Origin of the sequence: Kitasatospora aureofaciens (genome assembly GCF_001188955.3) — a bacterium.
GTDB lineage: Bacteria > Actinomycetota > Actinomycetes > Streptomycetales > Streptomycetaceae > Kitasatospora > Kitasatospora aureofaciens.
Genome location: NZ_JPRF03000097.1, coordinates 12,693 through 33,117, shown reverse-complemented (window position 1 = coordinate 33,117; position 20,425 = coordinate 12,693). Strand labels below are relative to the sequence as shown.

The window sequence follows — 20,425 nt, the reverse complement described above, 5'->3', positions numbered from 1 at the left end:
GGCGAGAGTCGGGGGCTGGGTGTTGCACGGATTGCTGACCCTCCGGGCGAGGCCCCGCTCGCGGATCGCGGCCGAGGCTCCGCCGACGAGTGGCGCCGGCTCGTGACGAGCCGGCGCCACCGTCCTCCGGCAGCTCTGGTGGGGCAGGCTGCCGGGAGGACCTGAGAGGATCAGATCGACTCGAGCGTCCAGTTCTGGTTGGTCCAGCCGTTGCTGTCCCAGAGCTGGACCTTGGTGCCGTTGGCGCCGATCGTGTTCAGGTCCGCATCCAGCACGCGGCCGTTGTAGCCGTTCACCACCCCGTAGCTGGCGAAGTTCCAGCGCTGGTTGGACCAGCCGTTGTAGTCCCAGAGCTGGACCTTGGTGCCGTTGGCGCCGATCGTGTTGAGGTCCGCGTCGAGGTAGCGGCCGCTGTAGTTGTTCTGGATGTAGTCGACGGTGCCGTCGGTCCACAGGGTCCAGTTCTGGTTGGTCCAGCCGTTGCAGTCCCACAGCTGGACCTTGGTGCCGTTGGCGCCGATCGTGTTCAGGTCCGCGTCCAGGCACTTGCCGTTGTAGCTGCTGTGAATCCGGTACTGGCCCACGTAGTTCAGGCCTGCGGCCGCGCGGACCGTACCGACGTTCGCGCGACCCTCCGCGGCCGCCGCCGACCCGACGCCCGCGCCGAGGGCGGCCGTCACCAGGGCCAGGATTCCGAGGCCGGTGCAGATCTGCTTGCGCATGAACTCTCCTCGCAGCATGAGTGAGCGGACGGAGGGTTCCCGTGCCCCGTGGCGCTCGCCGTGTCAGCCGACCGGCTGACGTGCCCCATCCTCACGGCCCCGGTACGCCCGCGGCCACGACGTTGGCCCGACGTTCGCCCGACACTTCCACCGGTCCCACCAACTGCTCTACCACGCCGCCCGTTTGAGGAGAGACTGCGGGCATGGAGTTCCTCTGCTACCACCGAGACCGGCCCGACTCCCTGGCGCTGCGCCGCGAGCTGCTGGAAGAACACTGGTCCTACATGGACCGGTTCGCGGAAGAGCTGATCGCCCGGGGCCCGACCCTCGACGACGACGGCGTACCCACCGGAAGCGTCCACATCGTCGACCTGCCCGATCCGGCCGCCGCTCCCGCGTTCGCCTTCGACGAGCCCGGCTACCGGGCCGGCGTCTACCGCGACGTGCTGCTGCGGCGCTGGCGCAACCTGCTGGGGCGCACCATGTGGGACTTCCCCGGCGGCGAGACCGGCGGCAACCACTATCTGGTGCTCGGCCTCGGCACGGGGCAGCCCTCCGACCTCACCGTACCCGCCGACCGGGACGAACTGATCGCCTACGGGCCGCTCCTGTCCGACGACGGCGTCACCTGGCCGGGTACGGCCGTCCTGCTCCGGGCGCCGGACCTGAAGACCGCCCGTGGCGTACTGACGGTGGAGCGGTACGCCGACGTCGAGGTGCACGGGTGGACCTTCGGCGGGCGTCCGTCGTAGCCCCGGCCGGGGTTGAGCGGCCCTCTCGCGCGGACGTCACGCCGGCCGGTCGGCCCACGCGGTGGCGGGGCGGGATCGGTACGGCCTCGCGTAGTACCGTCCTGCGCTTCCAGGGCGTGGGGCGCCTGACCGCTCCGCAGCACCGCCGCGACGGCGTGGTCCTGTTCGTCCGGGGTCGCGAAGAGTCGTTGGGGGTGAAGGTCGGCCGGGTCGGAGCGGGTGACCAGTCCGTTGGAGCGCACCCCGGAGCCTCGGCGCACCGCGCTGCTGGCCTCGGTGGTGCGGCACCTCGGGTCCCCGGCGCCTTCCTGGCGTGCCGCGCCCGGGCGCTTCTTCGGGCACGGGTAGCGACTGGGAGCGGATGCATGAGTCCGTATCCGCCGGGAAAATGCAGTGTGTGGGCGAAACGAGGGCGCGTACACCCGTTGCGGCTGACGGCCGGCTGGGCGTGCCCGCCGAGCACCCCGGGCTCAGCGATCCGCACTATCTGCGACGGCGCCGGTCCCTGGCCGCCATGGCCCGCGGGCACCGGGTCGGGGATCCCGCGCCGCTGGTCGAGTACAGCGCGAGCGAGGATCGGACCTGGCGGACCATCCACCGGGCGCTGTGGTCGGCCCAGGAGGAGCACGCCTGCCGCGCCGTCCTCGACGCCAGGGAGCAGGCGCCCATCCCCGCCCACCGCATCCCGCAGCACGCCGAGGTCGGACCGGCCCTGCGCCGCTCGACGGGCTTCCAGTTCACCCTCGCGGGAGGCGTCGTCGCCAACAAGCGGTTCCTCGGCTCGATGGCGGACGGCTACTTCCACGCCGTGCAGTTCGTCCGGCACCCCGCCGTGCCGCTGTTCACCCCCGAGCCCGATGTCGTCCACGACGTCTTCGGCCACGGGATCCACCTGTCCTGCCCGGCGTTCGCCGACATCTACCGCTCGATCGGACGTGCCGCCAGGCGCATCGACGACGCGGACGTCCTGCAGATGATCAGCGACGTCTACTGGTTCACCCTGGAGTACGGCGTCCTCGAGGAGGACGGCATGCCGAAGGCCTACGGCGCGGCCCTGCTGTCCTCCTTCGGCGAGATCCGGCGCCTGGGACTCTCCGACGTACGCGCCCTGGACATCGAGGCGATGCTCACCACTCCGTACGACATCTCCGGCTACCAGCCGGTCCTGTTCAGCGCCCGCTGCCTCCACGAGGTCGCCGACACCTTGAACGGCTTCCTGGAACAGCTCGACGACGGGAGCGCGTCCCGCTTCGGCCGCACCCCGCCCGGGGCCCGGTCAACCGGCTGACCGGGAGCGACCGGTCGCAGGCTCACGCCGGCGGGAGGATGCGGCGCAGCCAGCGGGTGCGGGCGGCGTGGGCATCCTGGGAGACGGCTGCATGCGGGGCGAGGGTGTCGAAGCCGTGGCAGGCGCCGGGCCACACGTGGAGTTCGGCGTCGCCGCCCGCCCGCCAGATGGCGTCCGCGTAGGCGACGGTCTCGTCGCGGAAGGTCTCGGCGGAGCCCACTTCGAGGTACGCGGCGGGCAGCCGGGACAGGTCGGTGGCGCGGGCCGGGGCGGCGTAGGGCGAGAGGTCGGCGGCGCCGTAGCGCTCGCCCAGGACGGCCTGCCAGGCGGTCGCGTTGGAGGCACGGTGCCAGGTGTCGTGGCCGGCCATCTGGTGGCTGGAGAAGGTGTCGCCGCGGTCGTCGAGCATCGGGCTGAGCAGCAGTTGACCGATCGGCGCCGGGCCGCCGCGGTCGCGGGCCAGCAGGGCGAGGGCCGCGGCGAGCCCGCCGCCGGCGCTCTTGCCGCCGATCACCAGGCGCCGCGCGTCCACGCCCAGCGCGGCGGCGTGTTCGGCTACCCAGCAGAGCCCGGCGTAGCCGTCCTCGACGGCCCCCGGGAAGCGGGTGCGCGGCGCGAGCCGGTACTCGACGGACACCACGGCCAGCCCCAGCGGCAGCGCCCACGAGCGCAGCAGCCGTGGCAGGACGGACCACGCGTTGCCCGTCACCATTCCACCGCCGTGCAGGTAGTACAGCACCGGCAGTGCCCCGCCGACTCCGGCGGGCCGCCCGCTGACGAGTGTGACCTCTCCCCCGCCGTCGGCCCGTGGCACGCGGAGCTCCCCCACCTCGAAGCGGCCGCCGTCGCGCAGCTGGTCGGGAGTCGGACGGGGCCGGGCGGCGGCGTCGCGCTCCTGCCAGGCCGCCAGCCCCTCCGGGGTGAGCACCTGCCGCGCCCGCTCACCGGCGGCCGCCACCGCGACGCCCACCTGCGGATCCAACGGAGGCACCCGTCGAGCCAGCACCTCATCCATCACAGCACCCCCTTGCCAAGGGGCGCCCGAACGGCGCCCCGACCGGCCCAGCTTGCCAGTTCCGTTCACTCGGCCCGCCTGCGGCCCCCGCTCCGGCTGCCGTAAGCGGTCATGACGCCACGGCAGTTGACGTTGCGACGGGATCGAAGCCGGTGACACGATCAAGCCTGTCGCGACTCCGAGTCGCCTTGCTGCTGACGGCCCGCCCCGAGGAGGCATCCTGATGTCCACGTCCGCCGACCGCCCGTCGATCCTCCTGGTGCACGGCGCCTGGCACGGCGCCTGGTGCTTCGACGGCCTCCGGCCCCTGCTCGACGCCGCCGGCAGGCGGACGCACACGGTCGACCTGCCGACCGCCTCGTCCGCCACGGCCGGCCTCGTCGACGACGTACGGGCGGTACGCGAGGCCCTCGGGCGGATCGACGGGCCGACCGCCGTGGTGGCCCACTCCTACGGCGGCGTGCCCGTCACCGAGGCGCTGGCCGAGGCCCCGAACGCGGTGCACGCCGTCTTCCTGGCGGCCTACCCGCTCGAAGCGGGCGAATCGCTGGCCTCCTTCCTCGGCCTGCCGGAGTCCGGGGAGGCGGTGGGCAGCGTTCCGCCACCGGAGGACGCGCGTGAGCTGTTCTTCGGCGACGCCGCGGAGGGGGCCGCCGAGCGGGCCCTGGCGCGGCTGACGCCACAGAGCGCGCGGTCCTTCCGGGAACGGGTGACCACCGCGGGTTGGCGCTCGACCCGGTCCAGCTACATCGTGTGCGACGACGACCTCGCGCTCGCACCCGCCCACCAGGAACGCCTGGCGGCCCGGACCGACACCGTCCACCACCTGCCCGGCAGCCACTCGCCGTTCCTCTCGCGCCCCACCGAGCTCGCCGCCCTGCTCGACAGGATCGCCACGACCGGCTGAGGGGGAGCTGTGGAGGACCCGCAGTTCATGGTGGAGTTGGCCGGTGCCTCGCCCCGCGGTGCGGCGGCGCTCAAGGCCGTCCGCGCGGTGACCGGGCTGAGCCTGTGGCACAGCCGCCGGGTGTTGGACACCGGATCGGCCACCCTCGTGTCGGACGTCCCGTTCGAGGTCGCCTCCCACGCAGCGCAGGTCCTGCGCCGCGCGGGGGTGCCGGCCGCCGTCCGTTGCGACTGGTGCCGGCGCAGCCTGCCCGAGGACGGCTCCCTCGTCGACCCCGGGCCCTGTGCTTCACCGTACTGGGAGACCGCCCACTGTCAGGCCAACTCCCTGACCAGGTGCGATTGTGAGCACTGCGCCGAGTACGGCCCTCCTGGCGCCCGGACCCGCCGTGCCCTCGATCCGGGCCGATGGCTGGGGCGGGGCCTACCGGCGCAGCAGCCGGCCGGCGGCGGCGAGGTGGTCGAGGACGGTACGGGTCGTGGCGCTGGCGCGGGGGTGGTCGCCGTGGGTGAGGTGGGCGAGCGCGGCGATCTCGCCGCAGGGGGTGGGGGTGCCGGTGTGGTCGGCGGTGTAGCAGGTGGCGCGGACGACGGTGCCCGCGGGTTTGTTGTCGGCCGGGGCCTCGACGGTCAGCAGGGGTAGGACGGTCGCCGGGTCCAGGGCGACGCCGAGTTCCTCCTCGACCTCGCGGACCAGTGCCTGGACGTGGGTTTCGCCGGGCTCGGGCTTGCCGCCGGGGAGGTAGAACAGCTCGCGGCCGTGGCTGCGGGTGGCCAGGAGTCGGCCGTGTTCCACCTGGGTCCAGGCCACCTTCTCGATCACGTCGGGCATCGGGGGCCTCACCCGGCCGTCGGGGTGCCCGCGACCCGGCGCTCGCCGCCGTTGCGCTGCTGCCAGAGGCGGTAGACCTCCACCGCGTCCTCGCTCGGCGAGTACCGCATCGGCAGTCGGCGCTCCTCCCAGTTCTTGGCGAACTCGTCGTAGAAGTTGGCGAGTTCGAAGTACTTGCGGTCGTCGACATAGTGCGGTTCGTAGGCGTCGCGGGTGGTGAGGAAGACGACCTCGTCAGGCGAGCAGTAGTACAGCGAGCCCAGGCACATCGGGCAGGGGTGGGCGAGCACGTAGATGGTGGTGCCGGTCAGGTGCTCGGTGCCGAGCTTCGTGCAGGCCTCGCGGATGGCGAGGATCTCCGCGTGGGCGGTGGGGTCGTTGGTCTGGGCGACCTTGTTGGCGCTCTCGGCCAGGATCCGGCCGTCCTTGACGATGACGGTCGCGAACGGGCGGCCGCCCTCGGTGACGTTCCGGCGGGCGAGGTCGATGGTGCGCTGGACGAAGTCCACGGGGCCTCCTCGGGGTCGAAGGGTGTCGAAGGATGTCGAAGGGTGGCTATGTCCGGGCCGGGCGGGGCGGGGCGGGCGATGGGCCCGCCCCGCCGGAGGCTCGGCTCAGAAGGGCTTGGTCGGCAGGTACTTGCCGTCCAGGGTGATGACGGCGCGCTCGCCCCCCTCGGGGTCGGCGACCTTCTTCACGTCGAGCTTGAAGTTGATCGCGGAGATGATGCCGTCGCCGAACTGCTCGTGGACCAGGGCCTTGAGGGTGGTGCCGTAGACCTGGAGCATCTCGTAGAAGCGGTAGATGGTCGGGTCGGTGGGGATGCCGCCGGGGATCGAGCCGCGGGTGGGGATGGTCTGGAGCAGCAGCGCCGCGTCGTCGTCCAGGCCGAGCAGGGCGGCGACGGCCTTGGCGGAGTCCTCGGGCAGGGCGTGCTGGCCCAGGACGGCGGCGGTGGTGAAGGCGACCGACAGGCCGGAGGCGTCGGCGATCTGCTGCCAGCTGAGGTCCTTGCGGGTCTTGGCGTCGACGGCGGCGACGGCGAGGGCCTGGCGGGCGGTGGGGTCGAACTGGGCGTGCACCATGGGGGTGTTCCTTTCGGGTTAACGGCTGCGCGGAGCAGCTGGATTCGGGGTTGGGGTCTTCCCGGGTCAGGCCGCGGGCACGGCCTCGCGGCCGTCCGGGGTGAGGTCCTCGACGCGGCCGGTGGCGATGTCGAAGACCCAGCCGCGCAGGGTGACGGTCCGTTCGGCGAGGGCGCGGGCGACGGACGGGTGGGTGGCCAGGTTCGCCAGCTGGGCGAGCACGTTGTGCCGGACCAGGGCCGGTACGTCCCCGGGGGTGGCGGTCCGGGCCACCGAGGCGTCGGCGAGCCGCAGCCAGTCGGCGACCGCCGGGGCGCCGCTCAGGTCGTGGCCGTGGGCGAGGGCGGTCATCGCGCCGCACGCGGAGTGGCCGCAGACGACGATGTCCCGCACGCCCAGAGCGGCGACGGCGTACTCGATGCTGGCCGTGACGCCGTCGGCCCCGGGGGTGTAGGCGGGCACCAGGTTCCCGGCGGTACGGATGACGAACAGCTCGCCCGGCTCCGCCCCGGTGATCAGCTCCGGTACGACGCGGGCGTCGGAGCAGCCGATGAACAGCGTGTGCGGGGCGTGCCGGACGGCCAGGCGGGTGAAGAGCTCTTCCTTGGCGGGGAAGACGTCCTGCTGGAAGCGTGCGATGCCCTGGGCGAAGTCACGCATGGGGTCACTTCCTTTCGTGGCGGCCGGGCCGGTGGGGCCCGACGAGATCCACTGTGCATGACCTGCTTCTATAGTGTCCAAGAGCTACTGCCCATGGTTTCCATTGATGACATCTATAGTTGCGTCATGGCCCTGGAACTGCGCCACCTGCGCTATCTGCTCGCCGTGGCCGACCACGGCAACTTCACCCGCGCCGCCGAGGAGCTGCACATCTCCCAGCCCACCCTGTCCCAGCAGATCAAGCAGCTCGAACGGACCCTCGGCACCCAGCTGCTGGACCGCACCGGACGCACCGTGCGCCTCACCGACGCGGGGCAGGCGTACGCCCACCACGCCCGCGGCGCGCTGCGGGACCTGGCCGCCGCCGAGCGCGCCGTCCACGACGTCCAGGACCTCTCCCGCGGGCAGCTGCGCCTGGCCGTCACCCCGACCTTCACGGCCTATCTGGTCGGCCCGCTCACCGCCGAGCTCCACGCCCGACACCCCGGCATCACCCTGACCGTGCGGGAGACCAGCCAGGACCGCATCGAGGCCGGACTGCTGACCGACGAGTTCGACCTCGGCATCGCCTTCGACGGCCCCCACCTGCCCGGCGTCACCGCCACCGCCCTCTTCACCGAGACCCTCACCCTCGTCACCGGCGTCGGCGCCGACCACCCGACCGCCGACCACCCAATCGCCGACCCGCCGACCACCGACCAGCCGGGACCGCTTCCCGTACGGGACCTCGGCGACCGCCAACTGGCGCTGCTCAGCGGCGACTTCGCGACCCGTGGGCACATCGACGGCTACTTCGCGCAGCACCGGGTCAGCCCGCGGATCGCCGTCGAGGCCAACTCCGTCCAGGCCCTCACCGAGGTCGTCCAGCGCACCCCGCTCGCCACCGTCCTGCCCGAGGCCGTCACCCACGAGCACCCCCGCCTCGCCCGGATCCCCCTCGAACCGCCCCTCCCCACCCGCACCGTCACCCTGCTGCGCCGCTCCGACGCCTACCGCAGCGCCGCCGCCCGCGCCTTCACCGACCTCGCCCACGCCCTCGTCCGCACCCGCGGCTACCCGCCGGCCCCGTAGGCCGGGCGGCTCACAGGCGACTACGGGCCGAGGCCGTGACATACGTGCCGACGTCGTGACCCCGTTAGCCGTGCCGGGGCGCGGGCGGCCCCGGCGGCCGTCCCCGCCCCGGCAAACGGACGATCAGCCGGACACCGGGGCGCCGAACCAGCGGGCGAGGGAGGGCCGCAGGGACTCCGAAACACCGACCCAGCAGACGTGGCCGTCCGGGCGCACCAGCATCGGTTCGGCCGCCACAGCGCCCCGGTCGGCGCGGCCGGTGCGGCCGAAGCGGTCGACCCGGTCCGACCAGGGGGCGACGGTCCCGGCAAGGTCGCCCCGCGGGTCTAGCAGCACCCCGCGCCCGGAGCGCAGCAGCTCGTGCAGCCGGGTCGGGCCGAGGTCGACGTCCGGTGCGGGGCCGCCGAGGAGCGGGTGGGGAGCGGCGTCCGGCATCGGGTAGCGGATGGCCGTCCCGGCCATCAGGTCGCCGAGGCGGCGCCGCACCTCCGGCAGTTCGGCCAGCTCGGTGAAAAGCTCCCGGGCGGCCGTCACCTCAGGGTCTCCGCTGCCCGTCCAGTCCATCAGCAGGCTCTGCGCCTGGACGTTGCGCAGCACCAGGGCACCGGCCAGGTGGCGTTCGGTGTGGTAGCTGTCGAGCAGGCCCTCCGGTGCCCAGCCGCGCACGGCGGCGCCGAGCTTCCAGCCCAGGTTGAAGGCGTCCTGCATGCCGCTGTTCATGCCCTGGGCGCCGAGCGGGAGGTGGACGTGGGCGGCGTCGCCGGCCAGGAACACCCGGCCGTGCCGGTACTGCGCCGCCTGCCGGGCCGCATTGGTGATCCGGCGGGCATGGCGCAGTTCGAGCAGTTGCACCCGCTCGCCGAAAACGGCGCGCAGCCCGGTGCGGATCTCCTCCTCGGTGATCGGGACGTCCCTGGGCACCGACCGGCCCGGCCCGCCCAGGGCGAGGCGGCGCAGCGGCCTGCCCCGGCCGTCGGTGCCGAGAGGGAACACCGCGGCCCAGGTGCCGTCCTCGGCGCGGTGGTGCGTGCCCAGCTGCTCGGTGCCGCTGAGCCGGACGTCGGCGGCGATCGTGGTCGCCGTGCCAGCCCGGCCGGGGAACTCGGCCTTCAGCAGCGAGCGCGCCGTGCTGTGGCCGCCGTCGGCGGCGATCAGGTAACGAGCCCGCACGGTACGGCCGTTGGCGAAGCTCGCGGTGACGCCTTCTTCGTCCTGGGCGAGGCCGACCAGCTCGTGGTCGCGCCGGACGTGCAGACCCTGTGCGGCGAGGTGCTTCTCGAAGAAGCCCTCCAGCTCGACCTGCGGAACGGAACGCCACGGCAGTCGGGGGCGGGAGTCGTCGTCGGCCGGCAGCGGGATGCCGGCGAAGTGGCTGGTGCCGACCGGGTGGTGCCCGGTGGTCAGCAGCGGTTCCAGCAGACCGCGCTGGTCGAGCGCCTCGACCGTACGGGACTGCATGCCGCCGGCCCGGGACAGGGCGCTGGGCTGCGGCAGCCGGTCGGCCAGTACGGTCGAGGCGCCCGCCAGCAGCAGTTCGTTGGCCGCCGTCAGTCCGGTCGGGCCGGCGCCGACGACGAGTACGTCGGTGTCCATGGTTGTCTCCCTGGTTCCCGTCGAAAAGTGTTCTCGTGACGGGGCCAACGTTCGCGCCACCGGGGGCGGTTGGGCGAGTGACCGGCGCGATGGCGGCGGGATCCGACACCGGCTACGCTCGGCGCGGTGGAATCCGACTACGACGACCTGGACCGCCGCCTCGTCCACGCCCTCCAGGTGGACGGCCGGGCTCCGTTCAGCACGATCGCCGCCGTCCTCGGGGTGTCGGACCGCACCGTCGCCCGCCGGTACGCCAGGTTGCGTTCGACCGGCGCGGTGCGGGTGCTCGGCGGGATCGACCCGACGGCGCTGGGCGCGGTGCTGTGGCTGCTGCGGGTGCGCTGCGCGCCGTCCGCGGCGGTCGCGGTCGCCGAGGCGCTGGCCCGGCGCCCCGAGACCGCCTGGGTGAGCCTGTCCTCCGGCGGCACCGAGATCACCTGTACGGTCCGCGCCGAGAGCGAGGCCGACAGCGAGGCGCTGCTGCTGGCCCGCCTCCCGCGCACCCCCCGGGTGGAGGGGGTGAGCGCCCACTCCGTCCTGCACACCTTCTACGGCGGCCCGGACAGCCTCATCGCCAAACTGGGCCCGCTGGACGCGCAGGCCGTCGAGGCGCTGCGCCCTGCTCCGCCGCCGCACCGGCCGGAACCGGTCGGCCCGCTGCCGGACCGGCCCGTACGGCTCGACGACGGCGACCGCAAACTGCTCGCCGCGCTCGCCGCCGACGGCCGCGCCGGTTTCGAGCAGCTGGCCGGGCTGACCGGCTGGTCGCCCACGACGGTCCGGCGCCGGATGGCGGAGCTGCGCGAACGCGGGGTGCTCTACCTGGACGTCGACTGCGACCGGCGCCTGCTCGGCGCCGGCACCCGGACCCTGCTGTGGCTCTCGGTCGCGCCCCCGCACCTCGAAGCGGCCGGCCGGGCGCTGGCGGGCCACCCCGAGGTCGCCTTCGCCGCCGCCACGACCGGCCCGACCAACCTGTACGCCACCGTGGTCTGCGCGGACCAGCGGGCGCTGTACCGCTACCTGACCACGAGGGTCGCCGCCCTCCCGGCCGTCCTCCAGGTCGAGACGGCGCCGGTGATCCGTACCGTCAAGCAGGCCGCGAACCGGACGTGACGACGCCCGGCGACGGGCCGCTTTCACACCCCTGATCAGTTATTGTCCGGAAAACACTGCGTGCCCGTAATGAACGGTTGTGTTCCCTATCGGCCGGGTCTACTGTCATTGGTGGTGAACGAACCCGTTCCCTGCCCGTCGTTCGCCCCGAGCCATTGGGGGACCTGCCATGGCCACCTCGCGTGCCCAGGCCACGGCGCCGCCCGCGACCGCAGGTCGGGGCCAGCGCCCAGGGATAGCCCTCACCGTCATCGCGGCCACCCAGCTGATGGTGGTTCTCGACGTCACGATCGTGAACATCGCCCTGCCGCACATCCAGCAGGCGCTGAAGTTCTCCACCACCGACCTGTCCTGGGTGATCAACGCCTACACCCTCACCTTCGGCGGGCTGCTGCTGCTCGGCGGGCGTGCCGGCGACATCCTCGGGCGCCGGCGGGTGTTCATCGTCGGCGTGCTGGTGTTCGGCCTGGCCTCGCTGCTCGGCGGGGTCGCCCAGTCCCCGGCCTGGCTGCTGGCGGCCCGGGCGCTCCAGGGGCTGGGCGGGGCGATCGCCTCGCCGACCGCCCTGGCGCTGATCGCCACCAACTTCAAGGAGGGCCCGGAGCGCAACCGCGCGTTCGGGGTGTACTCCGCCGTGGCCGGTGCGGGCGGCACGGTGGGCCTGCTGCTCGGCGGCATGCTGACCTCCTGGCTGTCCTGGCGGTGGGTGCTGTTCGTCAACGTGCCGATCGCCGTCGCGATCGCGGTACTGGCACCGCTGTACATCAACGAGTCCGAGCGGCACCCCGGGCGCTTCGACCTGACCGGCGCGTTCACCGCCACGGTGGGCATGGTGTCGCTGGTGTACGGCTTCATCCGGGCCTCCGACCACGGCTGGACGGACGCCGTCACGCTCACCGCGTTCAGCCTGGCGGTCGCACTGCTGGCGGCCTTCCTGGTGAACGAGCGACGGGTGCCGCAGCCGATCACCCCGCTGCACCTGTTCCGCGAACGCAACCGCTCGGGTGTGTACGGCCTGATGCTGTGCGTGGCGGCGACGATGTTCGGCATCTTCTTCTTCATCACCCTGTTCGTGCAGGAGATCCTGAACTACAGCCCGCTGCGGGCCGGTTTCGCCTTCCTGCCGATCAGCGCGGCGATCGTGGCGGCCGCCCAGTTCGCCGCGCGCAACCAGCTGCGGTGGGGCCCGAAGCCGTTCCTGGTCACCGGCTCGGCCCTGGTGCTGTGCGGGGTGTTCTGGGCGACCCGGATCGACGTCGACAGCACCTTCGTGGGCGGCATCCTCGGGCCGACGCTGCTGTTCGGCTTCGGAATGGGCTCGATCTTCGTCCCGGCGATGCTCACCGCCGTCTCGCAGGTCGCCCCGCACGAGACCGGGGCGGCCACCGGCATGCTCAACACCACCCAGCAGGTGGGCGGTTCGCTCGGCCTGTCGATCCTGGTCACGGTTTTCGGCACGGCGAGCCGCAACGAGGCCCGGCAGCAGGTCGGGAAGTTCCTCGGCCAGGCCACCCCGCAGCAGGCCCTCCAGTTCCGGGCGAGCGGGAAGCTGCCGGCGCCGTACTCCTCCCAGGTGCTGGCGCACGGCATCGAAGCCGCCTTCCGGATGGGACTGGTGTTCGCCGCGCTCGCGGTGCTGATCGCGGTGTTCGTCATCAAGGTGCGGCGGGTGCCGCAGGCGGCGGTCGCCGGCCGCTCGGACGGCGGGCCGGGCGCCGGCCCCTCGGGGGTCGGTACTTGACAGACCGTCGGGGCGTCCAGGACAGTCTCTTACGCAAATGGTTTTCATCTTCGTCGACCGTCCCCCGGCCGCGCCCTGCGCGCGCCCCGCGAAAGAGGACCTCCATGTCGCTCGACGTCTCCCCCGCCCTGCTCGACCAGGCCCGCAACGGCCGCGTGGACGAGGCCGACTTCCTCGACACCGTCCGCGCCTCGCTCCCGTACGCCTACCAGGTCGTCGCCGGACTCAGCACCGAACTCGCTGCCACCGAGGCCGAGTTCACCACCGACAACACCACGCCCAGCGACGAGCAGCGCGCCCAGCTGCTGCGCGCGCTGGCCAGCAACGCCATCCGGGGCAGTCTGGAGGACCACTTCGGCGTGAAGCTCGCCTTCGTCAACTGCCACCGCGTCGGGGCCTTCCGCCCCGGCTCCGAGGACAGCAAGGCCTACCGCGAGTTCACCTCGCTGCACAACCAGATCCGCAACCAGAGCCCGGAGCTGCGCAGCTGCTGACCCAGGCGCACGACCGGCGTGCGCCGGGGCCTGCCCGGCGGATCCCGCCGGGCAGGCCCCGGCGCGCGTTGCGCCGCGTTGCTTCGCGTTGCGGCCCGTTGCGATCCGCTGTCCGGATCGCGCGCGATCTTGTCGGGCCGCGGACCGCCTGCGTACGGTCGACGCGCACCAGCCGTCCGGCCCTCCCCGGGGCCGCTGGATCCCCCGCGGAGCCGCCACCATGCCGCCCACCCCCCGCCCGCTGCGGAAACTCGGCTTCCTCACCATCGGGCTCTTCGACGAGGCCGATCCGCGCCGGGGCCACGAGTCCACCCTCGACCTCATCACCCTCGGCGAGCGGCTCGGCTTCGACAGCGCCTGGCTGCGCCACCGCCACCTCCAGTACGGGATCTCCTCACCCGTCGCCGTCCTCGCCGCCGCCACCCAGCGCACCAGCCGCATCCAGCTCGGCACCGCCGTCGTCCCGCTCGGCTGGGAGAACCCGCTGCGGCTCGCCGAGGACCTCGCCACCGTCGACCTGCTCTCCGGCGGCCGGCTCAACCCCGGCTTCAGCGTCGGCCGGCCGACCCACTACGAGCACGTGCGCGGCGCCCTCTACCCGGACACCGGCGACCACGAGGACTTCGGCCACCGCCGCGCCGAACGCCTGCTCGCCCTGGTCCGCGGCGAGGACGCCTCCGACTTCGCCGGCACCGAGGGCATCGAGGTGTACTCGCGCCGCGTCCAGCCGCACTCCCCCGGGCTGGCCGATCGGCTCTGGTACGGCGCCGGCAGTCTGCGCTCGGCCCGCTGGGCGGGCGAACACGGGCTCAACCTGCTGACCAGCAGCGTCGTGAAGCCCGAACCGGGCGAATCCGCAGCGGACTTCGCCACGATCCAGGCCGAGCAGATCCGAGCCTTCCGCGCCCTGCACCCCGCGGGCGAGCGCGCCCGGGTCTCCCAGGGCCTGGTGGTCGTCCCCACCGACAGCGCCACCCCCGAGCAGCGCGCCAAGTACGAGGCGTACGCCCTCGCCCGCACCCCGCGCACCCTCGCCCCGCAGGGCCCGGGCGGGCTGCTGTTCGCCCCGGACCTGGTCGGCACCTCCGAGGAGCTCGCCGAACGGCTGCGCGCCCACGCCGGCTACCAGGAGGTCGACGAAGTCGCCTTCGCCCTGCCGTTCACCTTCGAGCACCAGGACTACGTGCAGATCCTCACCGACCTCGCCACCCGGCTCGGCCCCGCCCTCGGCTGGTCGCCCTTGGTCTGACGGTCCCTCTCGCGCTGGTCGAACGACGCGCTCCCGCGGCCGGTCCTCTCGCCCGTCCGGCGTCCCCCGCCCGCGCGCCGGTACCTGGCAGCCCCCGCTCCTCGGCCGGGCCCCGCCGGCGGGAAGCCGGTCCGGCCGTTTCGCTTCTCCCACACGTGATTTGAGGACTCCGGCGGCTGCCGACGGCCGTCGGAGGCACTGCCGCGCACACTCTTGCGATGACATATAACCTGTGACATTGTTCTGACCCTGATTCCGGTGACAGGTCACACGTCAACTTCCCCTTCACCTCGTGGCCGACGCCGCGTCACCTCCCCCACCTCAGGACAAGGACACCGCAGTGCGTCTGCGCCAATCCCTTCCGCTCCTGGTGGCCGCCGCCCTCGCCGGCCCCGCCACCCTGCTACCGACCCCCGCCCTCGCCGCGTCGGCGACGACCGTCGCGGCCGCGAACCCGACGCCCCAGGCACAGGCCCCGGCCCGGGCCGGGGCCGCCGCGCCGAAGCCGTTCGGCGCGGAGACCGCCGCCGCCGACACCTCCGAGGACCTGGGCCGCACGGCTGCGCCGCTCCCGCCGGAGCTGCTCGGCCAGTCGCTCCAGCCCACCGGGACGGCCGTCCAGACCGCCCCGGACTCCCGCTCCACCTCGCCCGCGGCCAAACGCGCACTGACCGCGCAGGCCCCGGCCGCGCCCAGCTGTACGTCCGCCGACTTCGGCAGCCGCAGCGGCGCCGCCCTGGTCTCCTTCGTCCAGGGGGCGACCACGGACTGCGTCAAGACGCTGTTCAACGTCACCGGCACCGACGCGGGCAAGGTCTTCAAGCAGTCGCAGATGCTCGCCGTCGCCAACGCCTTCAAGGCCCAGGCGGCGAAGTACACCGGGGACAACTCCGCCAACCTCCTGCAGCTCGTGCTCTTCCTGCGGGCCGGCTACTACGTCCAGTCCAACAACGCGAGTGCCGTGGGCCCCTACGACGCCACGCTCACCTCCGCCGTCCAGGCCGGCCTCGACGCCTTCTTCGCGACCGCGCACCGCAAGGACGTCAGCGACGCCAACGGCGCCGTGCTCGGCGAGGTGCTGGTCCTCACCGACAGCGCGAACATCCAGGCCCGCTACCTGAAGGTCTACCAGCAGGTCCTCAGCAGCTACGACAACGGGTACAACGCGTTCCCGAAGATGGTCAACGCCGTCAACTCCGTGCTGTGGGCGCCGCTGTGGCGCGCCAACTGGAACCCGGACTACGTCAAGGCCGTCACCGCCGACCCGAGCGTGGCCACCACGCTGGCGAACTTCGCGCAGAACCACAAGGACCTGCTCACCACCCCCAACGCCTTCCTCGACGTCAACGCCGGCAACGACCTCGCCCGCACCGCCGGCGACGGCGGCAGCATCGAGGCCTTCGCCAAGCCGCTGGTCAAGAAGGTGCTGGACAGCACTCCGATCTCCGGCGCCGTCGGCAAGCTGTACGTCTACACCGCGTACAACGCCAACCAGTACGACAACGCCCAGTGCTCCTACTACGGCACCTGCGACCTGCCCGGCAAGCTCACCGCCGCCGTCCTGCCGAACACCCTGGTGTGCGACAACCGCACCATACGCACCGAGGGCCTCTCCCCCGAGGAGCTGTCGACCGTCTGCGAGAGCCTGCGCGGCGAGGACACGTTCTTCCACAACCTCGTCAAGGACAACGGGGCCGTCCCCGACCAGTACGGCAAGACCATCACCCTCGCCGTCTTCTCCAGCCGGGAGGACTACCAGACCTACTCCTGGGCGATCTACGGCAACTCCACGGACAACGGCGGCGAGACCATCATGGACGTCACCGACCCCAACAACAGGCCCGTTTCGGTGATGTACCAGAAGGCGTGGAACGACGGCTTCCCCGCCAACGTGTGGAACCTCAACCACGAGTACACCCACTACCTCGACAACATCTACGACATGAAGGGCAACTTCTCCACCGAGATCTCCGTCCCGGACATCTGGTGGATCGAGGGCGTCGCCGAGTACGAGTCCTACGCCTACCGCGGCACCACCGACACCCAGGCGATGGACGAGGCCGCCGCGCACCGGTACAAGCTCAGCACGATCTTCCAGAACACCTACGACAACTCGGACACGGTGCGCACCTACCCGTGGGGCTACCTCGCCGTGCGCTACATGTTCGAGAAGCACCCCGCCGACGTCCAGAACGTGCTCGGCCACTTCCGCACCGGCGACTACCAGGGCGGCTACGCGGTCTACAACGGTCTCGGCACCTCCTACGACGCCGACTTCGACAGCTGGCTGGCCGCCTGCGCCGCCGGCGCCTGCTACGCCCACGGCCCCACCGCCCTCTTCGGCCAGTCCGTCGACGGCGCCACCGTCACCCTGACGGACAAGTCCGTCGAGACCAACCCCGCTGCGTCGCTGGCCTCCTGGCACTGGACCTTCGGTGACGGCAGCAGCTCCGACGAGCGGAACCCGGTCCACACCTACGCCGCCGCCGGCACCTACACCGTCGCCCTGACCGTCACCGACAGCGACGGCACGTCCGCCAGCACCCCGGCCTCGGTCACCGTCACCACGGGCGGCAGCGCCACCCTGCCCACCTGCACCGACCCGCGCACCGACGCCCTCGGCCGGAACTGCTCCCGTCCGAACCAGGCCCGCACCGCCGGGAACCTCGACTACTTCTACCTCTACCTGCCGGCCGGCACCACGACCCTGAAGGTCTCCGCCTCCGGCGGAACCGGCAGCGCGGCCCTCTACTACAACGCCGACACCTGGGCCTCCCCGGCGGCCCACACCGCCGCCTCCACCAACCCGGGCACCGCCCAGACCCTCACCGTCACCAACACCACCGCGGGCTACCGGTACGTCAGCCTGTACGCCACCACGGACTTCAGCGGAGTGACCGTCAGCACCCAGTACTGATCCGCTGATCGAACGAGCGAGCGGCGCGTCCCCGACCGGGGGCGCGCCGCTCGGCCGTCCACCCCGGACCAGGAGGCCGTCCGCCTCGGCCCAGGACGTCAGGAGGCGGCGGCGCGCTCGGCGACGGCCCGGGCCAGGTCACGCAGCCGAGGGTTTCGGCGGACCGGTCGGGGAGTTCAAGCGGCCGATCGCCGAGCCGCGGCCGGCGCCACCGACCGGATCCGGCCATTCTCTGGCCAGATGACTAAGCGCTTGCTTAGAATCGGCACCTGCCCATGCGGACACCGAGCGCGCCACCAGGAGATGCCATGACCGACGTCAACCACCAGATCCGCCTCGCCCGTCGCCCGGTCGGCGAGGTGCGGCCGGAGGACTGGGAGTACGGGGAGGAGCCCGTCGGGGTGCCCGGCGACGGGGAGTTCCTGGGGCGCACCCGCTACCTGTCGCTGGACCCGGCGATGCGCGGATGGCTGGACGACCGGCCCTCGTACCTGCCGCCGGTGGGGCTGGGCGACGTGATGCGGGCCGGGTCCGTGGTCGAGGTGGTGGCCTCCAACCACCCGAAGTTCCAGGTCGGCGACCACGTGGTGGGGACCTTCGGGGTCCAGGACTACGCGGTGTCGAATGGCAAGGGCGCGCTCAAGGTCGACCCCGCGCTCGCGCCGCTGTCCACCTACGTCGGCGCGCTCGGGATGCCCGGGATGACGGCCTACTTCGGGCTGCTGGAGGTCGGCGCGCTCAAGGAGGGCGAGACCGTCGTGGTCTCCGGCGCCGCCGGGGCGGTCGGCACGATGGTCGGGCAGATCGCCAAGGTGAAGGGCTGCCGTGTCGTCGGCATCGCCGGCGGACCGCGGAAATGCGCCCTGCTGACCGAGGAGCTCGGCTTCGACGCGGCGATCGACTACCGCTCCGAGGACGTCCGCAAGGCGCTGCGCACCCACGCCCCGGACGGCATCGACGTCTACTTCGACAACGTCGGCGGCCCGATCCTGGACGCCGCGCTGACCAGGCTGGCGATGCACGCCCGGGTGGTCGTCTGCGGCGCGATCAGCCAGTACAACAACGAGGACGCCGTGCAGGGCCCGTCCAACTACCTGTCGCTGCTGGTGCGGCGCGCCCGCATGGAGGGCTTCGTGGTCTTCGACTACGCCCGCCGCTACGCCCAGGCGGCGGCCGAGATCGCGGGCTGGATCGGCGAGGGCCGGATCAAGGTCAAGGAGCACGTGGTCGAGGGCACCGTGGCCGACTTCCCGGAGACCTTCGGGATGCTGTTCCGCGGCGAGAACACCGGCAAGCTGGTGCTGCGCCTGGTGTGACCGGGAAAGGGTGGCCGCCGGGGATTCCCGGCGGCCACCCCGGCGTCAGCGGCCTGCCGGGAGCGCCCGCAGCGCCGCGCGCTGTGACCGGAGCCAGGACCGCTCGGCGGCCATCTCGGCCACGTCCCCACGGGCGAGGAAGGTCGCCCAGGGCTCCTGGCCCAGGCCGCCGAGCCGTTCGATGCGCTCGGCCTCGCGTGACTGGAGCGCCTCCAGCGCGTCGAGCACCGCCGTCGGCTCCGCCCCGTAGGCGGCGCACAGGGCGTCGAGCCGGGTCCGCAGGACGTGCCCGCCGGTGACTGCCGCTCGCCGCTGCTTCTCGACGGAGCGCAACGGGACGGCGTACCAGGCGAGTTGCGCGAGATCGTCGAGGGCGTGGCCGGGCGCGGCGAAGTCCCAGTCGATGAACCCGACCAGTCGGTCGCCGTCCCAGATGGAGTTCCACGGGCCGAGGTCGCCGTGCCGGATGACCATGCCGGGCCGCCACTCCTCCTCCTGGCCCCGCCACCGGGCGCCGGCCGGCGGCCGGAAGTCGCGGACGGCGTCGTGGTAGTCGCGCAGCCAGCGTCCGAGTTCAACGACTCCGGCGGTCGACCGCAGCTTCGCCGGCCAGGGTCCGAAGGCGGGCTCGCCGTGCAGCAGCGACAGCACTTCGTCGGTGCCGTCGACGCCGAGCGGTCGGGGGGCACGGGTGAAGCGCGCCGCCTCCAGGTGGGCCAGCAGCGCGTGCACCGAAGGCGTCCACTCGCCGACCGGCCGGCGGATCGTTTCACCGATCCGCCGGACCGTGGTCACACTGCCCCGCTCCGTCGCGCCGTCCTCGATCATGGAGGCAGCGTACCGGTCCACCCCGGGGCCCCGGCCGGCGTCGGCCTCACCGCTCCACCGGCCGTCGAAGCACCCCACCCGCGACGGACATCACGAACAACGGCGCTCCGACGACGGCCGCGACGCCGAGTACGGACATCCGGCGGACCCGGCGCCGCAGCCGGACCGGTGCCGATGAGCGGGACGCTCAGCCCAGCGTTGCGCTCACCGTGCGCAACTCGTCCAGGGCCGCCAGCACGTACCCGGTGAGCTCGTCCTTGCCGTCACGGTCACCCTCGGACCATTCGGCGAACCCGCGCTTGAAGGCGAGGACGCCCAGCTCGCTCGCGAGGGCCGCGGCCGGGTCGGACAGGCCGCGGGCGACCAGGGCGGTCGCCATCGCGGCCGCGAGGCTGACGGTCTTGAGGGCGTCACGCTCCTGAAGCTCGACACTGGCGGCGACGGCGGCCTTCAGGCGCGGGGCGAGCTCGCGGTTCATGGGCCCCATCGTGCTCGACGCGCGCTCAAGACCGGCAGCGACCGCCTCGAGCGGGCTGGCGTCATCGGGCGCCTCGGCGATGCCCTCGGTCAGCAGCCGGCTCAGCGTCTCCTGTCCTGCCACCAGCAGCTCCCGCTTGTCGGGGAAGTGCCGGAAGAAGGTGCTTTTGGTGACCCCGGCGCGCTCGGCGATCTGCGCGACCGTCGTGGCGTCGTACCCCTGCTCGGTGAACAGGTCGACTGCGGCCATGACGAGGCGTTCGCGTGCACCGGGTTCCCATCGAGCCATGGGCCCATCATACGTGACGGGACTCTTGTCCCATCACCCTGCTAGAGTGATGGGACAAGAGTCCCGTCACTTGA

19 protein-coding genes are annotated in these 20,425 nt (G+C 72.6%); 10 read left to right on the top strand and 9 right to left on the bottom strand.

The window, feature by feature from the left end:
- Positions 1-170: 170 nt before the first annotated feature.
- Positions 171-722 (bottom strand): RICIN domain-containing protein, encoded by a 552-nt coding sequence (locus HS99_RS38970; protein ID WP_050367081.1) that lies wholly within the window; start codon positions 720-722, stop codon positions 171-173.
- A gap of 203 nt (positions 723-925) precedes the next feature.
- On the opposite strand from HS99_RS38970, the gene HS99_RS38965 reads away from it, so the two are divergent.
- Complete coding sequence (locus HS99_RS38965; RefSeq protein ID WP_030279675.1) at positions 926-1,474, top strand: YciI family protein; 549 nt, start codon at positions 926-928, stop codon at positions 1,472-1,474.
- Positions 1,475-1,871: 397 nt separating this feature from the next.
- A complete protein-coding gene (locus tag HS99_RS38960; protein ID WP_232790654.1) occupies positions 1,872-2,762 on the top strand; it encodes a phenylalanine 4-monooxygenase in 891 nt (296 codons plus the stop codon).
- Between the two features lie 22 nt (positions 2,763-2,784).
- On the opposite strand, the gene HS99_RS38955 is transcribed toward HS99_RS38960, so the two are convergent.
- Positions 2,785-3,777: an alpha/beta hydrolase gene (locus HS99_RS38955; protein ID WP_037828337.1), complete on the bottom strand. Its 993-nt coding sequence runs from the start codon at positions 3,775-3,777 to the stop codon at positions 2,785-2,787.
- Between the two features lie 223 nt (positions 3,778-4,000).
- Between HS99_RS38955 and HS99_RS38950 the strand changes: the two genes are divergently transcribed.
- Complete coding sequence (locus tag HS99_RS38950) at positions 4,001-4,684, top strand: alpha/beta fold hydrolase (protein WP_030279669.1); 684 nt, start codon at positions 4,001-4,003, stop codon at positions 4,682-4,684.
- 423 nt (positions 4,685-5,107) lie between these two features.
- Here HS99_RS38950 and HS99_RS38945 read toward each other — a convergent pair whose 3' ends face one another.
- The 4 genes from HS99_RS38945 to HS99_RS38930 form a co-directional block, all read right to left on the bottom strand.
- Entirely contained in the window at positions 5,108-5,515 is a 408-nt protein-coding gene (locus HS99_RS38945; RefSeq protein ID WP_030279666.1) for an NUDIX hydrolase, read from the bottom strand.
- 8 nt (positions 5,516-5,523) lie between these two features.
- Positions 5,524-6,024 (bottom strand): nucleoside deaminase, encoded by a 501-nt coding sequence (locus HS99_RS38940; protein ID WP_030550567.1) that lies wholly within the window; start codon positions 6,022-6,024, stop codon positions 5,524-5,526.
- Positions 6,025-6,129: 105 nt separating this feature from the next.
- On the bottom strand, positions 6,130-6,600 hold the full coding sequence (gene cynS / locus HS99_RS38935) for a cyanase (protein WP_030279662.1): 471 nt from the start codon (positions 6,598-6,600) through the stop codon (positions 6,130-6,132).
- A gap of 66 nt (positions 6,601-6,666) precedes the next feature.
- Positions 6,667-7,260: a carbonic anhydrase gene (locus HS99_RS38930; RefSeq protein WP_030279661.1), complete on the bottom strand. Its 594-nt coding sequence runs from the start codon at positions 7,258-7,260 to the stop codon at positions 6,667-6,669.
- Positions 7,261-7,386: 126 nt separating this feature from the next.
- Here HS99_RS38930 and cynR point away from each other — a divergent pair, with 126 nt between their 5' ends.
- The gene (gene cynR / locus HS99_RS38925; RefSeq protein WP_030550566.1) at positions 7,387-8,331 is read left to right on the top strand and encodes a transcriptional regulator CynR; all 945 of its coding nucleotides are present in this window, start codon (positions 7,387-7,389) and stop codon (positions 8,329-8,331) included.
- A 123-nt stretch (positions 8,332-8,454) separates the two neighbouring features.
- On the opposite strand, the gene HS99_RS38920 is transcribed toward cynR, so the two are convergent.
- A complete protein-coding gene (locus tag HS99_RS38920) occupies positions 8,455-9,924 on the bottom strand; it encodes an FAD-dependent monooxygenase (protein ID WP_030279657.1) in 1,470 nt (489 codons plus the stop codon).
- Positions 9,925-10,050: 126 nt separating this feature from the next.
- Between HS99_RS38920 and HS99_RS38915 the strand changes: the two genes are divergently transcribed.
- The 6 genes from HS99_RS38915 to HS99_RS38890 all read left to right on the top strand — a co-directional run bounded on the left by HS99_RS38915 (position 10,051) and on the right by HS99_RS38890 (position 18,757).
- Positions 10,051-11,040 (top strand): Lrp/AsnC family transcriptional regulator, encoded by a 990-nt coding sequence (locus HS99_RS38915; protein WP_030550565.1) that lies wholly within the window; start codon positions 10,051-10,053, stop codon positions 11,038-11,040.
- A 169-nt stretch (positions 11,041-11,209) separates the two neighbouring features.
- Positions 11,210-12,781: an MFS transporter gene (locus tag HS99_RS38910; RefSeq protein ID WP_030550560.1), complete on the top strand. Its 1,572-nt coding sequence runs from the start codon at positions 11,210-11,212 to the stop codon at positions 12,779-12,781.
- A 104-nt stretch (positions 12,782-12,885) separates the two neighbouring features.
- A complete protein-coding gene (locus tag HS99_RS38905) occupies positions 12,886-13,275 on the top strand; it encodes an SCO5389 family protein (protein WP_030279651.1) in 390 nt (129 codons plus the stop codon).
- 220 nt (positions 13,276-13,495) lie between these two features.
- A complete protein-coding gene (locus HS99_RS38900; RefSeq protein WP_030550559.1) occupies positions 13,496-14,524 on the top strand; it encodes an LLM class flavin-dependent oxidoreductase in 1,029 nt (342 codons plus the stop codon).
- A 340-nt stretch (positions 14,525-14,864) separates the two neighbouring features.
- A complete protein-coding gene (locus HS99_RS38895; RefSeq protein WP_030550557.1) occupies positions 14,865-17,441 on the top strand; it encodes a collagenase in 2,577 nt (858 codons plus the stop codon).
- Positions 17,442-17,749: 308 nt separating this feature from the next.
- Entirely contained in the window at positions 17,750-18,757 is a 1,008-nt protein-coding gene (locus tag HS99_RS38890) for an NADP-dependent oxidoreductase (protein ID WP_030550555.1), read from the top strand.
- A gap of 45 nt (positions 18,758-18,802) precedes the next feature.
- Here the strand turns inward: HS99_RS38890 and HS99_RS38885 are convergent, their stop codons facing one another.
- Both HS99_RS38885 and HS99_RS38880 read right to left on the bottom strand, forming a co-directional pair.
- Complete coding sequence (locus HS99_RS38885; protein ID WP_030550552.1) at positions 18,803-19,585, bottom strand: phosphotransferase; 783 nt, start codon at positions 19,583-19,585, stop codon at positions 18,803-18,805.
- 187 nt (positions 19,586-19,772) lie between these two features.
- A complete protein-coding gene (locus HS99_RS38880) occupies positions 19,773-20,351 on the bottom strand; it encodes a TetR/AcrR family transcriptional regulator (RefSeq protein WP_030550550.1) in 579 nt (192 codons plus the stop codon).
- Positions 20,352-20,425: the final 74 nt, after the last annotated feature.